This window comes from Amazonocrinis nigriterrae CENA67 (assembly GCF_016056305.1).
GTDB classification, from domain to species: domain Bacteria; phylum Cyanobacteriota; class Cyanobacteriia; order Cyanobacteriales; family Nostocaceae; genus Amazonocrinis; species Amazonocrinis nigriterrae.
The window spans coordinates 1-15,358 of record NZ_JAECZC010000050.1 but is presented as its reverse complement, the minus strand read 5'-3'; the positions used below and the strand labels follow the sequence as shown (position 1 = coordinate 15,358).

Sequence of the window (15,358 nt, the reverse complement as noted above, 5' to 3'; positions counted from 1 at the left end):
CTGCTTGGCCTGTAGTGGGTATTTGGTTTACCGCACTGGGTGTCAGCACCATGGCGTTCAACTTGAACGGTTTCAACTTCAACCAATCAGTGATTGACTCCCAAGGTCGCGTCATCAGCACCTGGGCTGACATCATCAACCGCGCTAACTTGGGTATGGAAGTAATGCACGAGCGTAACGCTCACAACTTCCCCTTAGACTTGGCTGCTGGTGAAGTTGCTCCTGTTGCAATGAGCGCTCCTGCTATCAACGGCTAATAATCAAGTCTTAGCCCAATAAAAAACGCCCCCCGGAAACGGGGGGCGTTTTTGCTTTTATAAGATGATATATAGTTATTATTAATTTTACGCAGAGAAAACACTGCGGTGGCTATTTACTGGAGATGTTACTTGCCAGCCGAGAGAATTAAACTATACGCGAATGAAATTAAGCCAAGGTTGCAACGTCTAAAGCGAGAAGCTTTAAAGATAGAACCTAAATTAGTAGTTCGCATTAATACAATTGGGGCTACACTTTCAAAATTTAAGGATGAACTTCTTGATAAGAAACAGTTTTTAATTGAGTTTATTAATGAATTTTATTACGATATCCAAACCTATCTATATGACATCAAACCTCGTTTGAATTTATCTCAAGAAGAAATAACAAAATTCTTAAAGGAAAAGAATTTATCTGTAACCGAATGGTATTGGTACAGTGAGATATTACCTATGTGGTTTAGTCTGCAAGACCCTAAATTTTCTAACTGGATAGAAAAACTGTTATTGGAACAATATACAGGTAATGACCAAGCCCTGATTTCTGCTCTCACTCAAAAAATTAATGCCAAGTCTGACGGGAGTGCTTCACACCGTTATATTCTTGATTTATCAATGGCGACAGATTTACTTGGTTAGTCATGTTCCTAGTGAACTTGAGCCTGTCTTTATCCAGCTTAAAGGCATTCCTATATTTCGTGATGGACAACGCAACCCAGATTTTATAAGTGAGCAACAACGATGGAACAGTACTCTCACATATTGGGTAATTAAACGACGTTTACTCATTTCTCATGATGCTAGCGTGAAACGTTTGGAGAATCTTGTTAGCTTAGCAGATGCTATCCTGAAAGAAAGTAATGAGCGTCCAGCAGAATTTATTGCCACTATACCCTTCTCTGAATAACACATGACTGAAAATGTAAACATGTATAATGAGTCAAGCTCCGAAGTAGAAGGAAAATTTCTGCAAGCATCTCAGCAATTACAAGCAGATAAGCAAACTTATGGTTCAGAGCATATTCATCTCTATGTTGAAGATATAGAAGGTGATTGGCTAGAAAATTGGGATTGGGAAGATAATCTAGCAGATTATGTTGATGCTTTTTATGCTCATTGTCAGCAAAAAAATTATCTAGCTGCTTACGATACTCTGAGTGCTTGTGATGAACAGCTGCTACAACCACAAAATTATCAAAAAAGGCTTGAGCTTTACAGTCATTTAGCTCAAATTATGAAGGCACAAACTTCGCCACTCTCAATAGATGAGGCACAAATACTAACCAGGACTGAATTTCGGATTTGGGAAGCTGAATCTTTAATCCAGCAACTCACTATAAATAATTCCCATACTCTTTGAGTAGTTGAATAGCCACTCCAAAATTCTGTAACAATGTCATTATAGTTAAGGTAAAAACATTCTGGAGATAAAGCCACGGTTTACGCACGTCCTCTAGCACGGTTAATTGAGCAGCTACAACGCTTACCTGGAGTTGGGCCTAAAACAGCCCAGCGTCTAGCTTTGCATATCTTAAAACGGCCAGAAGCAGAAGTAGAAGCTTTGGCGCAAGCCTTGATTGAAGCAAAAAAACAGGTAGGCTTGTGTTCTGTCTGCTTTCACCTCTCTGCTGACCCAGTTTGTGAAATCTGTCGCAATGTCAACCGTGACACTAACACAATTTGTGTAGTAGCTGATTCTCGTGATGTGATTGCGCTGGAAAAAACCCGCGAGTATAAAGGCAAGTATCACGTTTTAGGTGGGGTAATTTCCCCTATTGATGGTATTGGCCCAGAACAGTTAACTGTTCAAGCTTTGGTGCGGCGGGTGAGTCAGCAAAAACCTCAAGAAGTAATTTTGGCAATTAGTCCGAGTGTGGAAGGGGAGACAACAACACTGTATGTTGGGCAACTACTCAAACCATTTACCAAGGTGACACGAATTGCTTTTGGTTTACCTGTGGGTGGTGATTTAGAGTACGCCGACGAGGTGACGCTTGCAAGAGCTTTGGAAGGGCGGCGAGAGTTGGATTAAGGTTATAGCAAGGAGGAGAGCAGGGGAGCGGGGGAGCAGGGGAGCAGGGGAGATATGATAAAAGCAGTATTTAGTACTTTTGTACTAAATACTGCTAAAATTCCTTACAAGTTCAGTAGCCTGGCAAGAGAAGGTATGAAACAAATCGAATACAGCTACAAAAATCAGATTTCACTCCCGTCTTCGCTGTTAAAGCCTACAACTGTGAATAATGCAATAGTGCCACTACAACCCGAACAAGAAAATATGAGTGCTGGGTGGGAGCGTTTGGTGGTGCAAGTACAACGTATCAATCACATGGCAGCAGAGTTAGAAGCCACAATATTGGAGTTGAAGGCAATAGCTAGTACTATTAACAGGCAAAGAAATTATCTGCAAGAGAATAGTAAACCACATAAAAGCATTTGTCAGTATTTAACAGTTAGCGTTCCTTGGGTAAGACAAAACCCAGATGAGTCATTTATCCTCACAACACGGAAAATAGATTTATACCGAGCAGAAAGGGAAGCTACACTGTTAGCCCAGAAACTCCGCCAGCAAACTCAAAGAAAAAAATTGGCATCGCAGCGACACAGAAAAAACAAGAGTACAGTTGATGGTGATATAAATTACTTTTTTAAAGAGTACTAATCAACAAATCTTAAAATTTTCAAGACTCAACCATAGGTCACACCCCAGGCTGTAACAGTTATGCTGGTTAAAGTGGTAGTTAGTACTTTTTTCAAGTCACTGGATGCCACACTGCCATAGTAATCCGCAACAACTTTCCCAACTTCTCAACAGTGGGAAAAGCTGCTTCTGGAAGCAAAAAGGCGTAATTGCCCTAGGGGTTGCACTATTGGAAACAACAAGAGTGTAACAGTAGGGACGATCATCAATCAGCGTATAAAAGAGGTAAAAGAAGGTGTTAAAGACACTTTTGGTAATTATCGTTGGTTTTTTACCGTCCCTGTTTTCCCTGTGGATGATTCGTAAAACCCATTTACGAACACGTTCACGAATGAGACAAGCAGCCATGAATTTTTCCGGGGTAAGGATACGGCAAAATATCCGACCTGTTGAAGGCGATCGCTACTATCTAGATGGGGTAGGCTACCTCATAGGCGATGTCAGTTGTAAATTTAATGCCAAGTCTGGTTATATCCGCTGTGCTGTTAACCCCAGTGGCCCCTGTCAAGGTTGCCGTCACTATGAACCAAAGGAATTAGCTGGTAGTGAACATACAGTTTAAGCAATTAAAAATTTAAAAGCAATTCTCGCAGAGAATTTCACAACTTCTACATCTTGTGAATGCTGCTAAGTATCATTTCAAAATTGAATAACCCAAGTTGTTAAAATAGGTTTTAGCTTAAAAGCTGAGGTTTATAGATGCCTATTTATTTCTACAGTACTCGTGAACAATATGGCTGTTTCTCTAACTTTTCACTCCACGGTTTTGAGTTAGATGATTTGTATTGGCGTACAAGTGAACATTATTTTCAAGCACAAAAGTTTGCCGATACATTCCATGTAGAACAAATCCGTCTTGTCAAATCTCCTAAAGATGCAGCAAAAATGGGGCGTGAAAGAACCCGTCCTCTGCGTCAAGATTGGGAACAAGTAAAAGACGAGATTATGCGAAAAGCTGTGCTACGAAAATTTAAAACCCATGCAGATATCAGGGAAATTTTGCTTTCCACAGGCAATGAAGAAATTGTTGAGAATTCACCTATTGATTATTATTGGGGGTGCGGAAAAGATGGTAGTGGTAAAAATCGGTTGGGCATAATATTAATGGAAGTGCGAAAGATACTGCGCTATACCAACGAAACAGAGGTTGAGAATAGTACTGTAAAATAATGTTGTTACTCTGAATGCTGATTCTTGTGGATGCCTAAAATAAGTAATCAAGTAAAATTAATTTAAAGGCATCAAACTAATCTTGACAGTTACCAGCTTTTAGTAAGATGTTGCCTTGCCAAAGCGTTTTGTCAGATTTAATGTACAAACATACGCTCAGCTAAACTCCAGAAAAATTGACTGCACAATTGATTGAAAGTAGCAACCCCCATAGGAGTGAATAAATTATGTCTCTATCAAAAAAAATTGAGAAATATTGCAAATGGTTTTGGGATGAAACTCTTGGTGGTGAATATGATGCCTGGGGAACTTGTACCTACTTGATGGAAGTGGGTGCTAATTTACGGGCTGTTAGACAAATAGAGGTTTATGAAAATGGCAACGTATTATTTTACGATAGGAGCCACTTGACAGATAATTATGGGATGTTATCCGATAAACCATTAGGTGAACAGGATATCCAAGAATTTGGCATTACCAAAGCTGAATTTGAACAAGTGTGGAATACAAAAATGCCAATGAATATGATGAAGTAGGCTGGCTAAATTTGAGAAACACACAAAATCGGAAGCATAACAATTAAGCGCGATCGCTCTTTTATTTTCATCCTTGATCAGTTTAGCCTTGTTCAATGCAAAGTGCGATCGCGCCCCTTGAAAACCTTCACCTCAAGCAAACTAACCTGAGAATTGTAAGTGCGGCGTAGAGAGAATCGCCAAATAATTTTTCTGTTGCACCAAAGGCGATCGCCTCTTGAGCAAAACTAGTATTTACCTAAGTGAAGTCCATCGCATCATCAGTGACTTCAACAAGCGCTCCATAACTTCTAGCTCAGTCTTTGCATAATCCGTCCATAAATTCACCATAAAGAACTTGCAAGTAAAAAAATATCCCTCTGTTGATAGTCGTTATCAGTCAACAGTCAACAGTCATCAGGAGCCAGCGCTGTGCGGGGGTTCCCCCCGTTGAGGCGACTGGCGTTCATCAGCAGCGGAATGTTTCTTCATGTAAAGATGGACTCTGGTTTTGGGAACACTAGATTTATCACCAAACTTATCAGGAATTGGTCGATGTCGAACGGTGAATCGAACCACAGAATCAAAAGTACATTTCCGGTGCAACTACCTGCAACATACCTGAAACAAATCAGGCGGAACACAATTACTCATGAATTTGACCAAAATGCGTCACAAGAGGAGCTGCTTTCACAGGGAACTAATGAACAATTATCAGAAGCATCCAAGCTGCTGCGACTGGGAGTTCAACAGCAGCAAGCTGGTGAATTGTTGCCGGCATTAAAGTCATTACAACAAGCCCTAGAGTTGTTTCGGCTAGTTGGGGATATACAACAACAAGAACAGGCACTTTCTTTTTTAGCACTAGTAGCTTACGCTTCAGGGGATTACAAAAGTGTTATTTCTTACTCCATACAGTGCCTAGCTTTGGAAAAGACTACTCCAGATTTATTGGTTCAGATGCAAGCGCTTTCTCACTTAGGTAATGCTTACCGTCACCTGAACGAACATAACAAAGCAATTGAGTATCTGGAAGAGTGTTTGAAAATAACGCAAAAGTTGCAAGACAAGCGCAGTCAGGTTGCTGCATTGAATAATCTGGGATTGGTGTATAAAGCTTCAGGAAACTTTACACGGGCAATTGCCTATCAGGAGCAAAGCTTAGAAATAGTCCAAGAACTTCAAGATAACTGGGGCATAGAACAGGTACTGAAAAATCTCGGTAATGCTTGGTATGCTTTAGACAATTACCCAAAAGCGATCGCCTACTATGAGCAATGTGTCAAAATAGCGCGCTCCCTTAATAATGCTCGTAGTGCTTCTCAAGTACTGAAGAATTTGGGCAATGCTTGTTATGCCATAGGCAATTATGCCAAAGCTGTTATTTATTATGAGGAGCGTTTGCAACTCGCTAAACAACTCAAAGACAAGCGTAGTGAAGAACAGTCTCTGGGCAGTTTAGGTGTTGCTTGTGAAGCTTTGGGTGACTATACCAAAGCAATTAAATACTATGAAGAACGTTTACTGTTAGCCAGAACCATCAAAGACCGCCGCATTGAAGAACAAGCCCTTGCCAGTCTGAAAGTTGCTTGCTATGCTTTGGGCGATTACGCAAAAGCCATGCAATATCAGCAAAATACATCTACAAATAGTTAGAAATTAGTTAGAAATACTGCACTCAGATCCCCGACTTCTTCAAGAAGTCGGGGATCTAAACTTCCACCCTCATCATTTTAGATGCCTACTGAATTTTGGCTGCAATTTACTGATACAATAAAATCCATGCCCATATTCAGTATTCAGCAAGCAAGAGATATAACTATATTTCATTGAGATTAAACAGCTGGTGCTGATCCCAACAAGCGCGATTTTCATGAGCAGCGAAATTCAACTCAGCCTCTTCGGTAACTCCAACGATAACCAAAAAGATCTGATTCCCACAGACTCGAAAATTCCCATACCTCCAGGAACTTACGGCAACATAGCCGAATTGGCACAGCATTGTAATCAGTGCCACCGTTGTGAATTGGGAAATACTCGTACTCACGCTGTTGTGGGACGAGGTAACCTCAAAGCACTAATCATGATAGTTGGGGAAGCCCCAGGCCAAAACGAAGACGAAACAGGTTTACCATTTGTAGGTAAATCAGGGCAGTTGCTAGAGAAAATTTTAGCATCTGTGAACCTGAGTACTGAGGAAGATGTATACATTGCTAACATCAATAAATGTCGTCCACCCAATAACCGAGTGCCTACTCCTGACGAGATGGCAGCTTGTAAACCTTACTTATTAGAACAAATTCGCTTAGTTGACCCCAAAATTATTTTGTTAACAGGTGCAACTGCGGTCAAAGGAATAACAGGTGATAAGCGAGGGATTACTAAAATTCGTGGGCAGTGGCTAGAGTGGGAAGGGCGTTTGTGTATGCCGATTTTCCATCCATCTTACTTACTGCGTAATCCTTCTAAGGAAAAAGGTGCGCCTAAATGGTTGATGTGGCAGGATATACAGGCAGTGCGTGCAAAGTTTGACGAAATTCGCAACAACAACTGATATCATGTTCGTTGAAACACTTATGATATCTGTGGAGGTCGGTAATTGGGAATTGGGAATTGGGAATTGGGAATTGGATTTTACTATTAGTCATCACATCTGGCCCATTACCTATTACCTATTACCAGGCAAACCGACTATATCGTAAGCAAAGTAGGGGCATACAGCTTTACGACCCTATGGTTAATCCATGTTTCGCAAAGATGATTTAAATTGGTATAAACTATGTGACTACGGCTATACTACAAAATTTGTAGAACAACCAGCGTCATATCATCGGTGTTTTGCTGTTCAGTACCGATAAATTTCTGAACTTGGTCAAATAAATAATCTACAATCTCCTGTGGTGCATTGTAGTAACAGCAAGCCGTATTAAAAGCGGCAACAAAATTTTCTTCATCGAAGCGATCGCCACTTGCAGCCGCAGCATCAGTCAGCCCATCTGTATAATAAATTACTGTATCTCCAGGCTCTAACTGTGCCTGAGCATCTTCGTATTGGCTGTTAGCATCCAAACCGATGAGCATTCCTAAAGTATCCAAACGAGTGACAGTTTTTGTAGCTGCGTGCCACCACAAGGGAGGATTATGTGCGGCATTGCTATAAGATAAAATCCGAGTTTTGGGATTATATTCTGAATAAAACAAAGTCACAAAGCGGTGAGAATTCTCCAAATCCGCATACATGACTCTATTCAAGTTTTGCAGAATTCCGGCTGGGGAATTACCATGCAATACCTCTCCTTTCAGCATTCCGCGCATCATTGTCATAATCAGCCCTGCGGGGACACCTTTCCCCATCACATCCCCAATTACCAAACCCCAGCGACCAACTTCTTGAGTAACTTTGCTGTTTGGTTGAATTTGATTGTGATTGGTGGGAATAAAGTCGTAGTAGTCTCCCCCAACGCGATTGGCAGGTTTGCAGCGTGCAGCTAGAACTGCACCAGGAATATTAGGACATTGGCGTGGCAAAAGTCGCCGTTGAATTTCTGCCCCAATTTCTAATTCTTGGTCTAGGCGTTCTTTTTTCCTCAGTTCTACCGCTAATTCATCATTTTCAATCGCTACAGCTGTTTGGTCTGCTACTAACCTGACTAACTTTTGCCTGGTGTCTGTCCAACTATATTCCGGATCGCGGCTCAAGACATACAGCCACCCCCGTTCTGTGTGTTTCACAAGAATCGCCGTGCCAAAGATTTGCACATCTGGCCCCAAGTAACGATGCATTTGATCGTCCAACATCCCTGTGGCAGTTGCCAAAGGTGCCGTATTGGGTAAAAGGGTAATTTGACTGCTAGCTGTTTCTAGGGCTTTGCGGATATTCTTGCGCTGATTACTGTCTTGCCAATGTAGCTGTTCTAACCTAACTTGACCATTAGGTTTATAGAGAAACAGAGCGCTGCCATCTGCATCTGTTACTCTTGTTGCCATCAGTGGAATCAGCTCTAAAAACTGATTCAAATTATTGAAGCTTCTGAGGGCAAATCCTAAAGAACTCAGCAAATCTTGGATTTTGTTCTGTTCTCGATGCAGTCTTGCCACGAGTTCTTTTAGTGCCACGACTGGTGTGACATCTGTCGTAGCACTACTATTACTATCAGTGGGTTGAGAAGGCACTTGAGACACAGTAAATGTACTATTACACTTGAAAACAGTAGATTTTAGATTAATGATAAATTCTTTGTTTGTGGCATTGCTAAACCATATTGAACAAGAATTGTCACTTTAGCAAGAGTAGAAAGACGTAAGACACAAGTTGATATAAGTATTGCATTTGCTTATGACATTTCTGGTTATATATAGTAGCTGCTAGGAGCGTACTTTTAGTCATAATCTGCTTGATAAAAGTTAGAAATTCCTGCCAGCAATTAGAAAGCCATTTATGTTTTCATAACTTAATCAGCAAATCATACATCTTGAGGCATAAAAAATCCTTTCGTGAGAAAATAATTGAGTGAGATTTCTAGAGTGATTAATGGAGGTTTATCACGCTACTAGCTGAGTGCTTATAGCTATCGTGATGTGTAACTGGGTAAACAAAAAAGCAAACACTCATACCTTAGACTAGAAATCAGTAAATTTGACACGCACTTTAGGTTACTCAAAAAAGAATCATAAAGCTAGTGACACACAATTAAGAAAAACCATACCCCAAAACCTTTAATTTAAAATTAAAAGTATTATATTGTAGTTTGACAGTTACATTTTAAACATCTCATTTGATTTACTCACAAAAAATATTTGTCAGTTATCTGCCAAGTGAACACTTAGAGTCAACTCGGTACTATTGCCTGACTTGACTTAAACAGCTAACTTTTTCGGAATTGTACCGCTTCGCCCAAGTCAAAAGTGAGCTAGCGCGGTGAGTCAGTAGGTGTGGTAACCACAAGGGCAAAGTGGGTCTTTATGAGGAACTGCCTAAGCTTAACGGCTAATCCCAAAGGAGTCAAAAGGTTTTTATTGGAGGCTTTTATGCTGTTTTGAATGGTATCCATCTTTTTGCTTGCTGTACTAGTGTAGACACATGGAGTCAGGCAACCTGCCGCTTGACAGGTTTCTGACGCAACCGAATGTCTGTACTGCTGAATCTGACAACCCCATATGGGGTATAAGAAAAGCAGTATTAGAGTGAAATTTTAGCAAAGTTTACTCAAACCTGTAGCAAACTACGGTTAAGGGTAGGAAGTTAGGAGTTAGGAGTTAGGAGTTATTTCTCTCTCATCGCCTTATCCCCCTCATCTCCCCTGCACCGAAAGCACCCCCGTACCCCTGCCTTTTTAAACTAGCCACTCAATAAAGCTTCAACAAACTCGTAGCTAGAAAAGGGACGTAGGTCTTCGATGCCTTCACCGGCGCCAATAAAGCGAATGGGTAAACCCAACTGCTGCACGACCGCAAGGGCAACGCCTCCTTTAGCTGTACCATCTAGCTTAGTTAGTACCACACCACTGAGTTGGGCTGCTTGGGAGAAGACTTCAGCTTGTCGCAGTCCATTTTGACCTAAAGTAGCATCTAATACCAATAAGGATTCAATTTTGGCATTAGGAGCTTTTTTGTCAATAATCCGACGAATTTTACTGAGTTCGTCCATTAAATTTTTCTTATTTTGCAGTCGCCCAGCAGTATCCACTAAAAGTAATTCGGTTTCTCTAGCTTGGGCGGCAGCGATCGCATCAAATACCACTGCTGCTGGGTCTGTATTCTTGCCAGGATTGGCAATTACTTCTACACCGCTTCTTTGCCCCCAAACCTTCACCTGTTCCACAGCAGCAGCACGGAAGGTGTCTGCTGCACCAATCAAGCATTTATAGCCGGATTTTTGTGCTAGGTGAGAGATTTTACCGATGGTAGTGGTTTTGCCAGCACCATTTACCCCCGTGATTAACCAAATATTTAAGGTTTCTTTTTCTGGGGCAAAGCTAACTTTAGCGGATTTTTTCAGCGGTTCATCCAACATATCCCGCAGAATTTCTTTTAAGTAAGCGATCGCCTCTTCTGGAGGAGTTACTTCTTCTCGCAGTTTTTTCTGAAGTGAACTGATAATGTAATCTGTTGCTTCTACGCCTACATCAGCTTGCAGAAGTACAGACTCAATTTCTGCTACTGCTGCTTGGTTCAGCGGCCCTTGCCCAACAATTGCCTTCAATTGGTTCAAGATACTACGACGGGTTTTATCTAAACCTTGCCGTAGCTTTTTCAGCCAAGTGATTTCTTCAATAGAAACGTCTTCTGGACGCCTACCTTGGGCCGCTAATACTTCCGCTGACCACACAAACCCTTCATCAAAAGCCAGTCCAGGAATTTCCTGTGCTGTTTCTGGCGTGGCAGTACTGGCTGCTGCTTTTTGCACTTCTTCTGGTACTTCAATCGCACTCGCGATCAGTCGTTCTTGCTTGGCTTGCCGTTCTGCTGCTGCTCGTTCTAAAAAAGATAGAGTTGCTGGCTGTGGTGACTCTGTTGCTGATTCTGCTTCACCTGCTGTAACTTCTAAACTAGGGGGTACTAGCTCCTCAGTAACTTCTGCTACTGATAAAACCTCCGTTGAAGATGCAGAAACCTCTTCAGCACTTGTTTGAGCAACATTTGTGTCTGCTGCTTCTAACTGTGTTGCTTCCGTAACTTCCACAGGTTGTTCAGAAACAATTGTTTCGGCAGCATCTAGCTGTGTCGCTTCAATAGCTTCTACAGGTTGCTCTAAAACAGTTGTATCTGCCTGTGGGTGTTGTACCGTTGCATCTGCTGTTGGAGTTTGTGCTAATTCTATTTCAGCAGTTGCTGTTTCTACAGTTTCAGGTTTTTCTGGGGCTTGTGCAGTTGCTGAGTCAGAGGGAGTTTCTACTTCCTGGGATTGTTGTTTTTGCTGGATATTTTTATATGCAGCTTTAGCAAATGCCAACAAGTCCGCCGTCGAGTCTTGTGCAGTTTCTGCCGTTGGGGTTGACGTTTCGGCTGGTTCTGGTTGGGGTTCTTTTGCTTTTGGGGTTTCTCCCTGTTTGTTTTCGGAGGGAGTATCAGAGGAATCGTTATATTGACGACGGAACCAATTAAAAACCATTGCAGCTTGCGGTATTAGTTGTTATGTGGGTTATGAGTTATAAGTTATGAGTTTAATTTAACTGTTCACTCTTTCCTGGGGTGAAAACCTCCGGGTTATCCTCACCTCTTATCCCAATTGGGGCAGAACTTACGCAAGAACTCTTTGAACGTGTTATTTCTATTCTTCAAGAAGCGATCGCCTCTTGGGCAAAGATTCGCACTTCGCAGTTGCCTGCATTCGTGTCTACGTGTCCTTGGCGACGCCAGTCTTCATTCTCAACTCACAACTTGCCACTCATACAAGTTAGAACGAAATCTTATGCAGTCTTTTTTTGCTCTGTGACTCGGCGCAGAACACCATTAATAAAACGATGACCTTCATCTCCACTGTAGCGTTTAGCTAGTACTACAGCTTCGTTAATGGCCACGCTATCTGGAAGACCTAAAAATAGCATTTCTGCTACAGCAATTCGTAGAATATCTCGGTCAATTTGGGCAAGGCGAGTCATTTGCCAATCTACCAAGGCAGAGGCTATGCGCTCATCGATGATATCTCGTTCTTCGTTGACTACTTTGACAATTTGGATTGCATACCTGCCAACTTCTTTATCTTGATTTGCCAGCTGAATTAATTCTGGAAACTCAACTGCTGCACCTAACTGATTGATTGCTGTCTGGGTGTATTCAACTGCTTCTTTGAGCATATTTCTAGCAGTCTTGAGATCTGAGGCCCGAGTTTCGCTAGTTAAAAGGCGATCATTACTGCGTTGCAGTTCAGCAGCAGCATTGTCTAGGGTATCTTGCACTTCTGCTCTCAAGGTGCGTACAGTGGCTAGTACCAACTTTGGCAGATGTTCTTCTGTCAATTTCTTGGGATTTACTGGCAACTGGCTCAGACTTAAAAGCGCCAGTTCACGAGCAATTTGTTGGGGTTTGCGGTCTTGCATAAAAGTGAGTGTCTCAGCACTAATTAAGTAGTTAAGAGTTAATCAATTTTGGTAGAGTCAGACAACCATCTTATCCATATTGTTTGTAACTCTGCCGGATTAATTTTAAGTTTCTTCTACAGGGATAACCGGTCGCTTGTTTTCTAGGGTTGGTGCTTCTAGATTGTGTACTTGGGGGATAGTTAAGGGCGGTAAGGCTGTATTCGGGGCAACAATGCCACCAGAGACTACTACTTTAAAGGCATCTTCTACCGACATGGATATGTTTACCACTTCGTCCTCTGGCACTATTGCATACCATCCTGTAGTTGGATTCGGGGTGGTAGGAATGAATACACTCAGCATGGGGCGAGACATATGGGCTTGAATTTCCCTATCCATAACACCCGTGACGAAAGCGATCGCCCACACTCCCCGTCTGGGATACTCTACTAAAACTACACGGCGAAATCTACCATTAGAATCTTTAAGTAGTGTTTCCAAAAGTTGCTTCAGGGTTTTGTATACTTGCCCTGCTAAGGGAATCGCCTGCAATACCCGTTCACCAAAATCTAGCAACCACCGCCCAGCAATATTTCGAGCCATTAACCCAATCAAAAGAATGCTCAACAGTGGTACAGCTAGTCCCACTGCTAGGTTCAGTATATTTACTAATATTGGATGTAGCCCATCAAAGGGATTCAGTTGTTTGGGAATTTGGGTGAGAAAGTTGATTACCCAATTAGCAATAGTAATGGTCAGCCAAATGGTGGTTGCTAGCGGAATCACCACCAACAAACCTGCAATCAGGTCATTTTTCAAATCTTGTTTTAGGCGATCAATTCCCAACCCCTTATTCTCCTTTTTGAGGCTAGTAGAACTTTGATTATTGGTATTCATACCAGCAGATTTGTCAAATCACAAAGGCAATATAAGTATTTTTGACTAGTAAGACTACTGCCTAAAGTCGCAAGCAGCCGGGCTACTGCCATGAGAATAGGCACTGGTTGCTGGAAAAACAGCTGTTGTTCTCCAAACCTGCACATTGAGATGTACTAACCAAAATGCTGGCTAGTTTGTCTTAGTGGATGTTACTTTTCTTTGTACGACTTGTAAATGATTGTTGCAAATCTGTGAGATATTTCTAATCCTACCGCGCTCAATCAAAAGCTGCTCACGCTATTAAAACCATTAGTATACGACTAGAGTAACAATTTTATGGGGCTATTAACTTGTAATCCGCTAAGGGTAATTTTTATGAAAAAGTTTTGTTGAAAATTCAAAATGTTTATTTGCCGTAACCTTCAAGAATACTTAGGCTAAAACTAGTAACTTGTATGAACGTGAGTTCGATGACCTCTCCCTCCCGGCCTCCCTCTCCTAAAAGGCGTACTCCTTCAAAGAAGCAAGCGATCGCGTTGCGTCTGGGTAAGGGGAGGGAGGAGGAACGAAAAAATAAGGGTTTTACTCCCCTCTCCTTGTAGGAGAGGGGCCGGGGGAGAGGTTAAAACAGCACTTGTCGAACTCATGTTGTATTACATTTACGACTATGACAAGTTAGGGACTAACGAATAAAAAAGTATTCCATCGTAATTGCTGACTGCTGACCGTTGACAGTTAACAGTCAGCAGTCAGCAGTTAACTTTTACCTACCGAAATTTTCAAAGTGTGGCTTCTGAAGTCGGATGCGCTTCTGGTTCACTCTCCCCACCCTGAGATATTTTTGTATCTAAATTGGGAATGGGTATATGCTGCATTTCCCAAACTTTTAGCAAAATTAGGTATTCGTAGAACGCTTGCAATGTACACCAAGCCAAGCCAGCGCGTCCATCTAAGCAGCCGCCTAGAAGGAAATACATGTATAAAAAGCGTAGCAAAGGTCTGGCGGGTAAGCGCAAAGACAAATCCTTGAGAGCGCGGCGTCTTTCAACTTCAGACTGGCCGAAAAACAAATCTCGCCATTTTACAGTACCTTGTTGTAACTGATACAGTGTTTCTCTAGCTTCATCTGTAGAATAACGGTTGTGTTTTTCAATCCAGCGGCTAAAACCCTTGCTACAAGTGTAATGAGGATAGGTTTGTTTTAAAAAACTAGTAGCACCGTCACAAACTTCCCGTTCAGTGTGACCGTAGTCTGTAAACCAGACTTTCCCGTGGCGGAAGAGGCGCAATTGGTAACGGGGATATTGAGTGCTGTAACGAATCCAATGATTCATGAACATCACACGTTCAGCAGCGTAGTAGCCAATGTAGTCTGGATTCTTACTTGCCTGTTCGCATTCAGCAAACAGTTCCGGTGTCATGCGCTCGTCGGCCTCAAGAATATACACCCACTCATGTTTCACAGGGATAGACTCTAACATCCAGGTGCGTTGCTTTCCGTGGCTTTCAAAAGGGTGTTGGAAGATGCGAACAGGATAACGACTGGCAATTTCCACAGTGCGATCGCTACTGCATGAGTCTACAACAATGATGTCATCTGATAGCATTGCCGACTCAATACAAGCAGCGATATCTATTTCTTCGTTATATGTCAATATGTAAATTGAAAACATTTTTAAATTTTAGTTAATAGTTGATAATTAAAAGTTAGGAGTAATTACGAGTTAGGAGTTAGGAGTTAGGAGTTAGTTGTCAGTGGTCAGTTGTCAGTTGTCATTTTCTTTATCCCCCCATCCCCCTCATCCCCCTCATCTC

15 protein-coding genes and 1 pseudogene are annotated in these 15,358 nt (G+C 41.8%); 11 read left to right on the top strand and 5 right to left on the bottom strand.

Features of this window, described 5'->3' with window-relative positions:
- From I8748_RS21225 to I8748_RS21180, 11 genes and pseudogenes are all read left to right on the top strand, one after another.
- Positions 1 to 257: pseudogene (locus I8748_RS21225) on the top strand (photosystem II q(b) protein); the annotation flags it as partial.
- Between the two features lie 108 nt (positions 258 to 365).
- Positions 366 to 896 carry a hypothetical protein gene (locus I8748_RS35260; protein ID WP_225896498.1) on the top strand — a complete coding sequence of 177 codons (531 nt, stop codon included), beginning with the start codon at positions 366 to 368 and terminating at the stop codon, positions 894 to 896.
- The gene (locus I8748_RS35255; RefSeq protein ID WP_225896497.1) at positions 889 to 1,164 is read left to right on the top strand and encodes a hypothetical protein; all 276 of its coding nucleotides are present in this window, start codon (positions 889 to 891) and stop codon (positions 1,162 to 1,164) included. Before I8748_RS35260 ends, I8748_RS35255 begins: the two co-directional genes overlap by 8 nt.
- A gap of 21 nt (positions 1,165 to 1,185) precedes the next feature.
- On the top strand, positions 1,186 to 1,617 hold the full coding sequence (locus I8748_RS21215; RefSeq protein ID WP_198126537.1) for a hypothetical protein: 432 nt from the start codon (positions 1,186 to 1,188) through the stop codon (positions 1,615 to 1,617).
- A 105-nt stretch (positions 1,618 to 1,722) separates the two neighbouring features.
- Positions 1,723 to 2,289: a recombination mediator RecR gene (gene recR, locus I8748_RS21210; RefSeq protein WP_198126580.1), complete on the top strand. Its 567-nt coding sequence runs from the start codon at positions 1,723 to 1,725 to the stop codon at positions 2,287 to 2,289.
- A 135-nt stretch (positions 2,290 to 2,424) separates the two neighbouring features.
- Complete coding sequence (locus I8748_RS21205) at positions 2,425 to 2,919, top strand: hypothetical protein (RefSeq protein ID WP_198126536.1); 495 nt, start codon at positions 2,425 to 2,427, stop codon at positions 2,917 to 2,919.
- 274 nt (positions 2,920 to 3,193) lie between these two features.
- Positions 3,194 to 3,520: a DUF6464 family protein gene (locus tag I8748_RS21200; protein WP_198126535.1), complete on the top strand. Its 327-nt coding sequence runs from the start codon at positions 3,194 to 3,196 to the stop codon at positions 3,518 to 3,520.
- A gap of 137 nt (positions 3,521 to 3,657) precedes the next feature.
- Positions 3,658 to 4,128 carry an NADAR family protein gene (locus I8748_RS21195; RefSeq protein WP_198126534.1) on the top strand — a complete coding sequence of 157 codons (471 nt, stop codon included), beginning with the start codon at positions 3,658 to 3,660 and terminating at the stop codon, positions 4,126 to 4,128.
- Between the two features lie 227 nt (positions 4,129 to 4,355).
- Positions 4,356 to 4,664 (top strand): hypothetical protein, encoded by a 309-nt coding sequence (locus tag I8748_RS21190; protein WP_198126533.1) that lies wholly within the window; start codon positions 4,356 to 4,358, stop codon positions 4,662 to 4,664.
- A 534-nt stretch (positions 4,665 to 5,198) separates the two neighbouring features.
- A complete protein-coding gene (locus tag I8748_RS21185; protein WP_198126532.1) occupies positions 5,199 to 6,299 on the top strand; it encodes a tetratricopeptide repeat protein in 1,101 nt (366 codons plus the stop codon).
- 217 nt (positions 6,300 to 6,516) lie between these two features.
- Positions 6,517 to 7,197: a uracil-DNA glycosylase gene (locus I8748_RS21180; RefSeq protein ID WP_198126531.1), complete on the top strand. Its 681-nt coding sequence runs from the start codon at positions 6,517 to 6,519 to the stop codon at positions 7,195 to 7,197.
- A gap of 242 nt (positions 7,198 to 7,439) precedes the next feature.
- Here the strand turns inward: I8748_RS21180 and I8748_RS21175 are convergent, their stop codons facing one another.
- The 5 genes from I8748_RS21175 to I8748_RS21155 all read right to left on the bottom strand — a co-directional run bounded on the left by I8748_RS21175 (position 7,440) and on the right by I8748_RS21155 (position 15,216).
- The gene (locus tag I8748_RS21175) at positions 7,440 to 8,825 is read right to left on the bottom strand and encodes a PP2C family protein-serine/threonine phosphatase (protein WP_198126530.1); all 1,386 of its coding nucleotides are present in this window, start codon (positions 8,823 to 8,825) and stop codon (positions 7,440 to 7,442) included.
- Positions 8,826 to 9,981: 1,156 nt separating this feature from the next.
- Positions 9,982 to 11,754, bottom strand: a complete 1,773-nt coding sequence (gene ftsY / locus I8748_RS21170; RefSeq protein WP_198126529.1) for a signal recognition particle-docking protein FtsY — start codon at positions 11,752 to 11,754, stop codon at positions 9,982 to 9,984.
- A 298-nt stretch (positions 11,755 to 12,052) separates the two neighbouring features.
- The gene (gene nusB / locus I8748_RS21165; protein ID WP_198126528.1) at positions 12,053 to 12,682 is read right to left on the bottom strand and encodes a transcription antitermination factor NusB; all 630 of its coding nucleotides are present in this window, start codon (positions 12,680 to 12,682) and stop codon (positions 12,053 to 12,055) included.
- A gap of 105 nt (positions 12,683 to 12,787) precedes the next feature.
- Positions 12,788 to 13,561, bottom strand: a complete 774-nt coding sequence (locus tag I8748_RS21160) for a DUF502 domain-containing protein (RefSeq protein ID WP_198126527.1) — start codon at positions 13,559 to 13,561, stop codon at positions 12,788 to 12,790.
- 761 nt (positions 13,562 to 14,322) lie between these two features.
- Positions 14,323 to 15,216 carry a glycosyltransferase family 2 protein gene (locus I8748_RS21155; RefSeq protein ID WP_198126526.1) on the bottom strand — a complete coding sequence of 298 codons (894 nt, stop codon included), beginning with the start codon at positions 15,214 to 15,216 and terminating at the stop codon, positions 14,323 to 14,325.
- Between the last annotated feature and the right edge of the window lie 142 nt (positions 15,217 to 15,358).

Excerpts from the sequence above, each read along its gene's own strand:
- ftsY (WP_198126529.1), bottom strand. The coding sequence starts at position 11,754 with ATGGTTTTTAATTGGTTCCGTCGTCAATATAACGATTCCTCTGATACT.
- I8748_RS21215 (WP_198126537.1), top strand. The coding sequence starts at position 1,186 with ATGTATAATGAGTCAAGCTCCGAAGTAGAAGGAAAATTTCTGCAAGCA.
- I8748_RS21190 (WP_198126533.1), top strand. The coding sequence starts at position 4,356 with ATGTCTCTATCAAAAAAAATTGAGAAATATTGCAAATGGTTTTGGGAT.
- I8748_RS21155 (WP_198126526.1), bottom strand. The coding sequence starts at position 15,216 with ATGTTTTCAATTTACATATTGACATATAACGAAGAAATAGATATCGCT.
- nusB (WP_198126528.1), bottom strand. The coding sequence starts at position 12,682 with ATGCAAGACCGCAAACCCCAACAAATTGCTCGTGAACTGGCGCTTTTA.
- I8748_RS21185 (WP_198126532.1), top strand. The coding sequence starts at position 5,199 with ATGTCGAACGGTGAATCGAACCACAGAATCAAAAGTACATTTCCGGTG.
- I8748_RS21180 (WP_198126531.1), top strand. The coding sequence starts at position 6,517 with ATGAGCAGCGAAATTCAACTCAGCCTCTTCGGTAACTCCAACGATAAC.
- I8748_RS21205 (WP_198126536.1), top strand. The coding sequence starts at position 2,425 with ATGAAACAAATCGAATACAGCTACAAAAATCAGATTTCACTCCCGTCT.
- I8748_RS21160 (WP_198126527.1), bottom strand. The coding sequence starts at position 13,561 with ATGAATACCAATAATCAAAGTTCTACTAGCCTCAAAAAGGAGAATAAG.
- I8748_RS21195 (WP_198126534.1), top strand. The coding sequence starts at position 3,658 with ATGCCTATTTATTTCTACAGTACTCGTGAACAATATGGCTGTTTCTCT.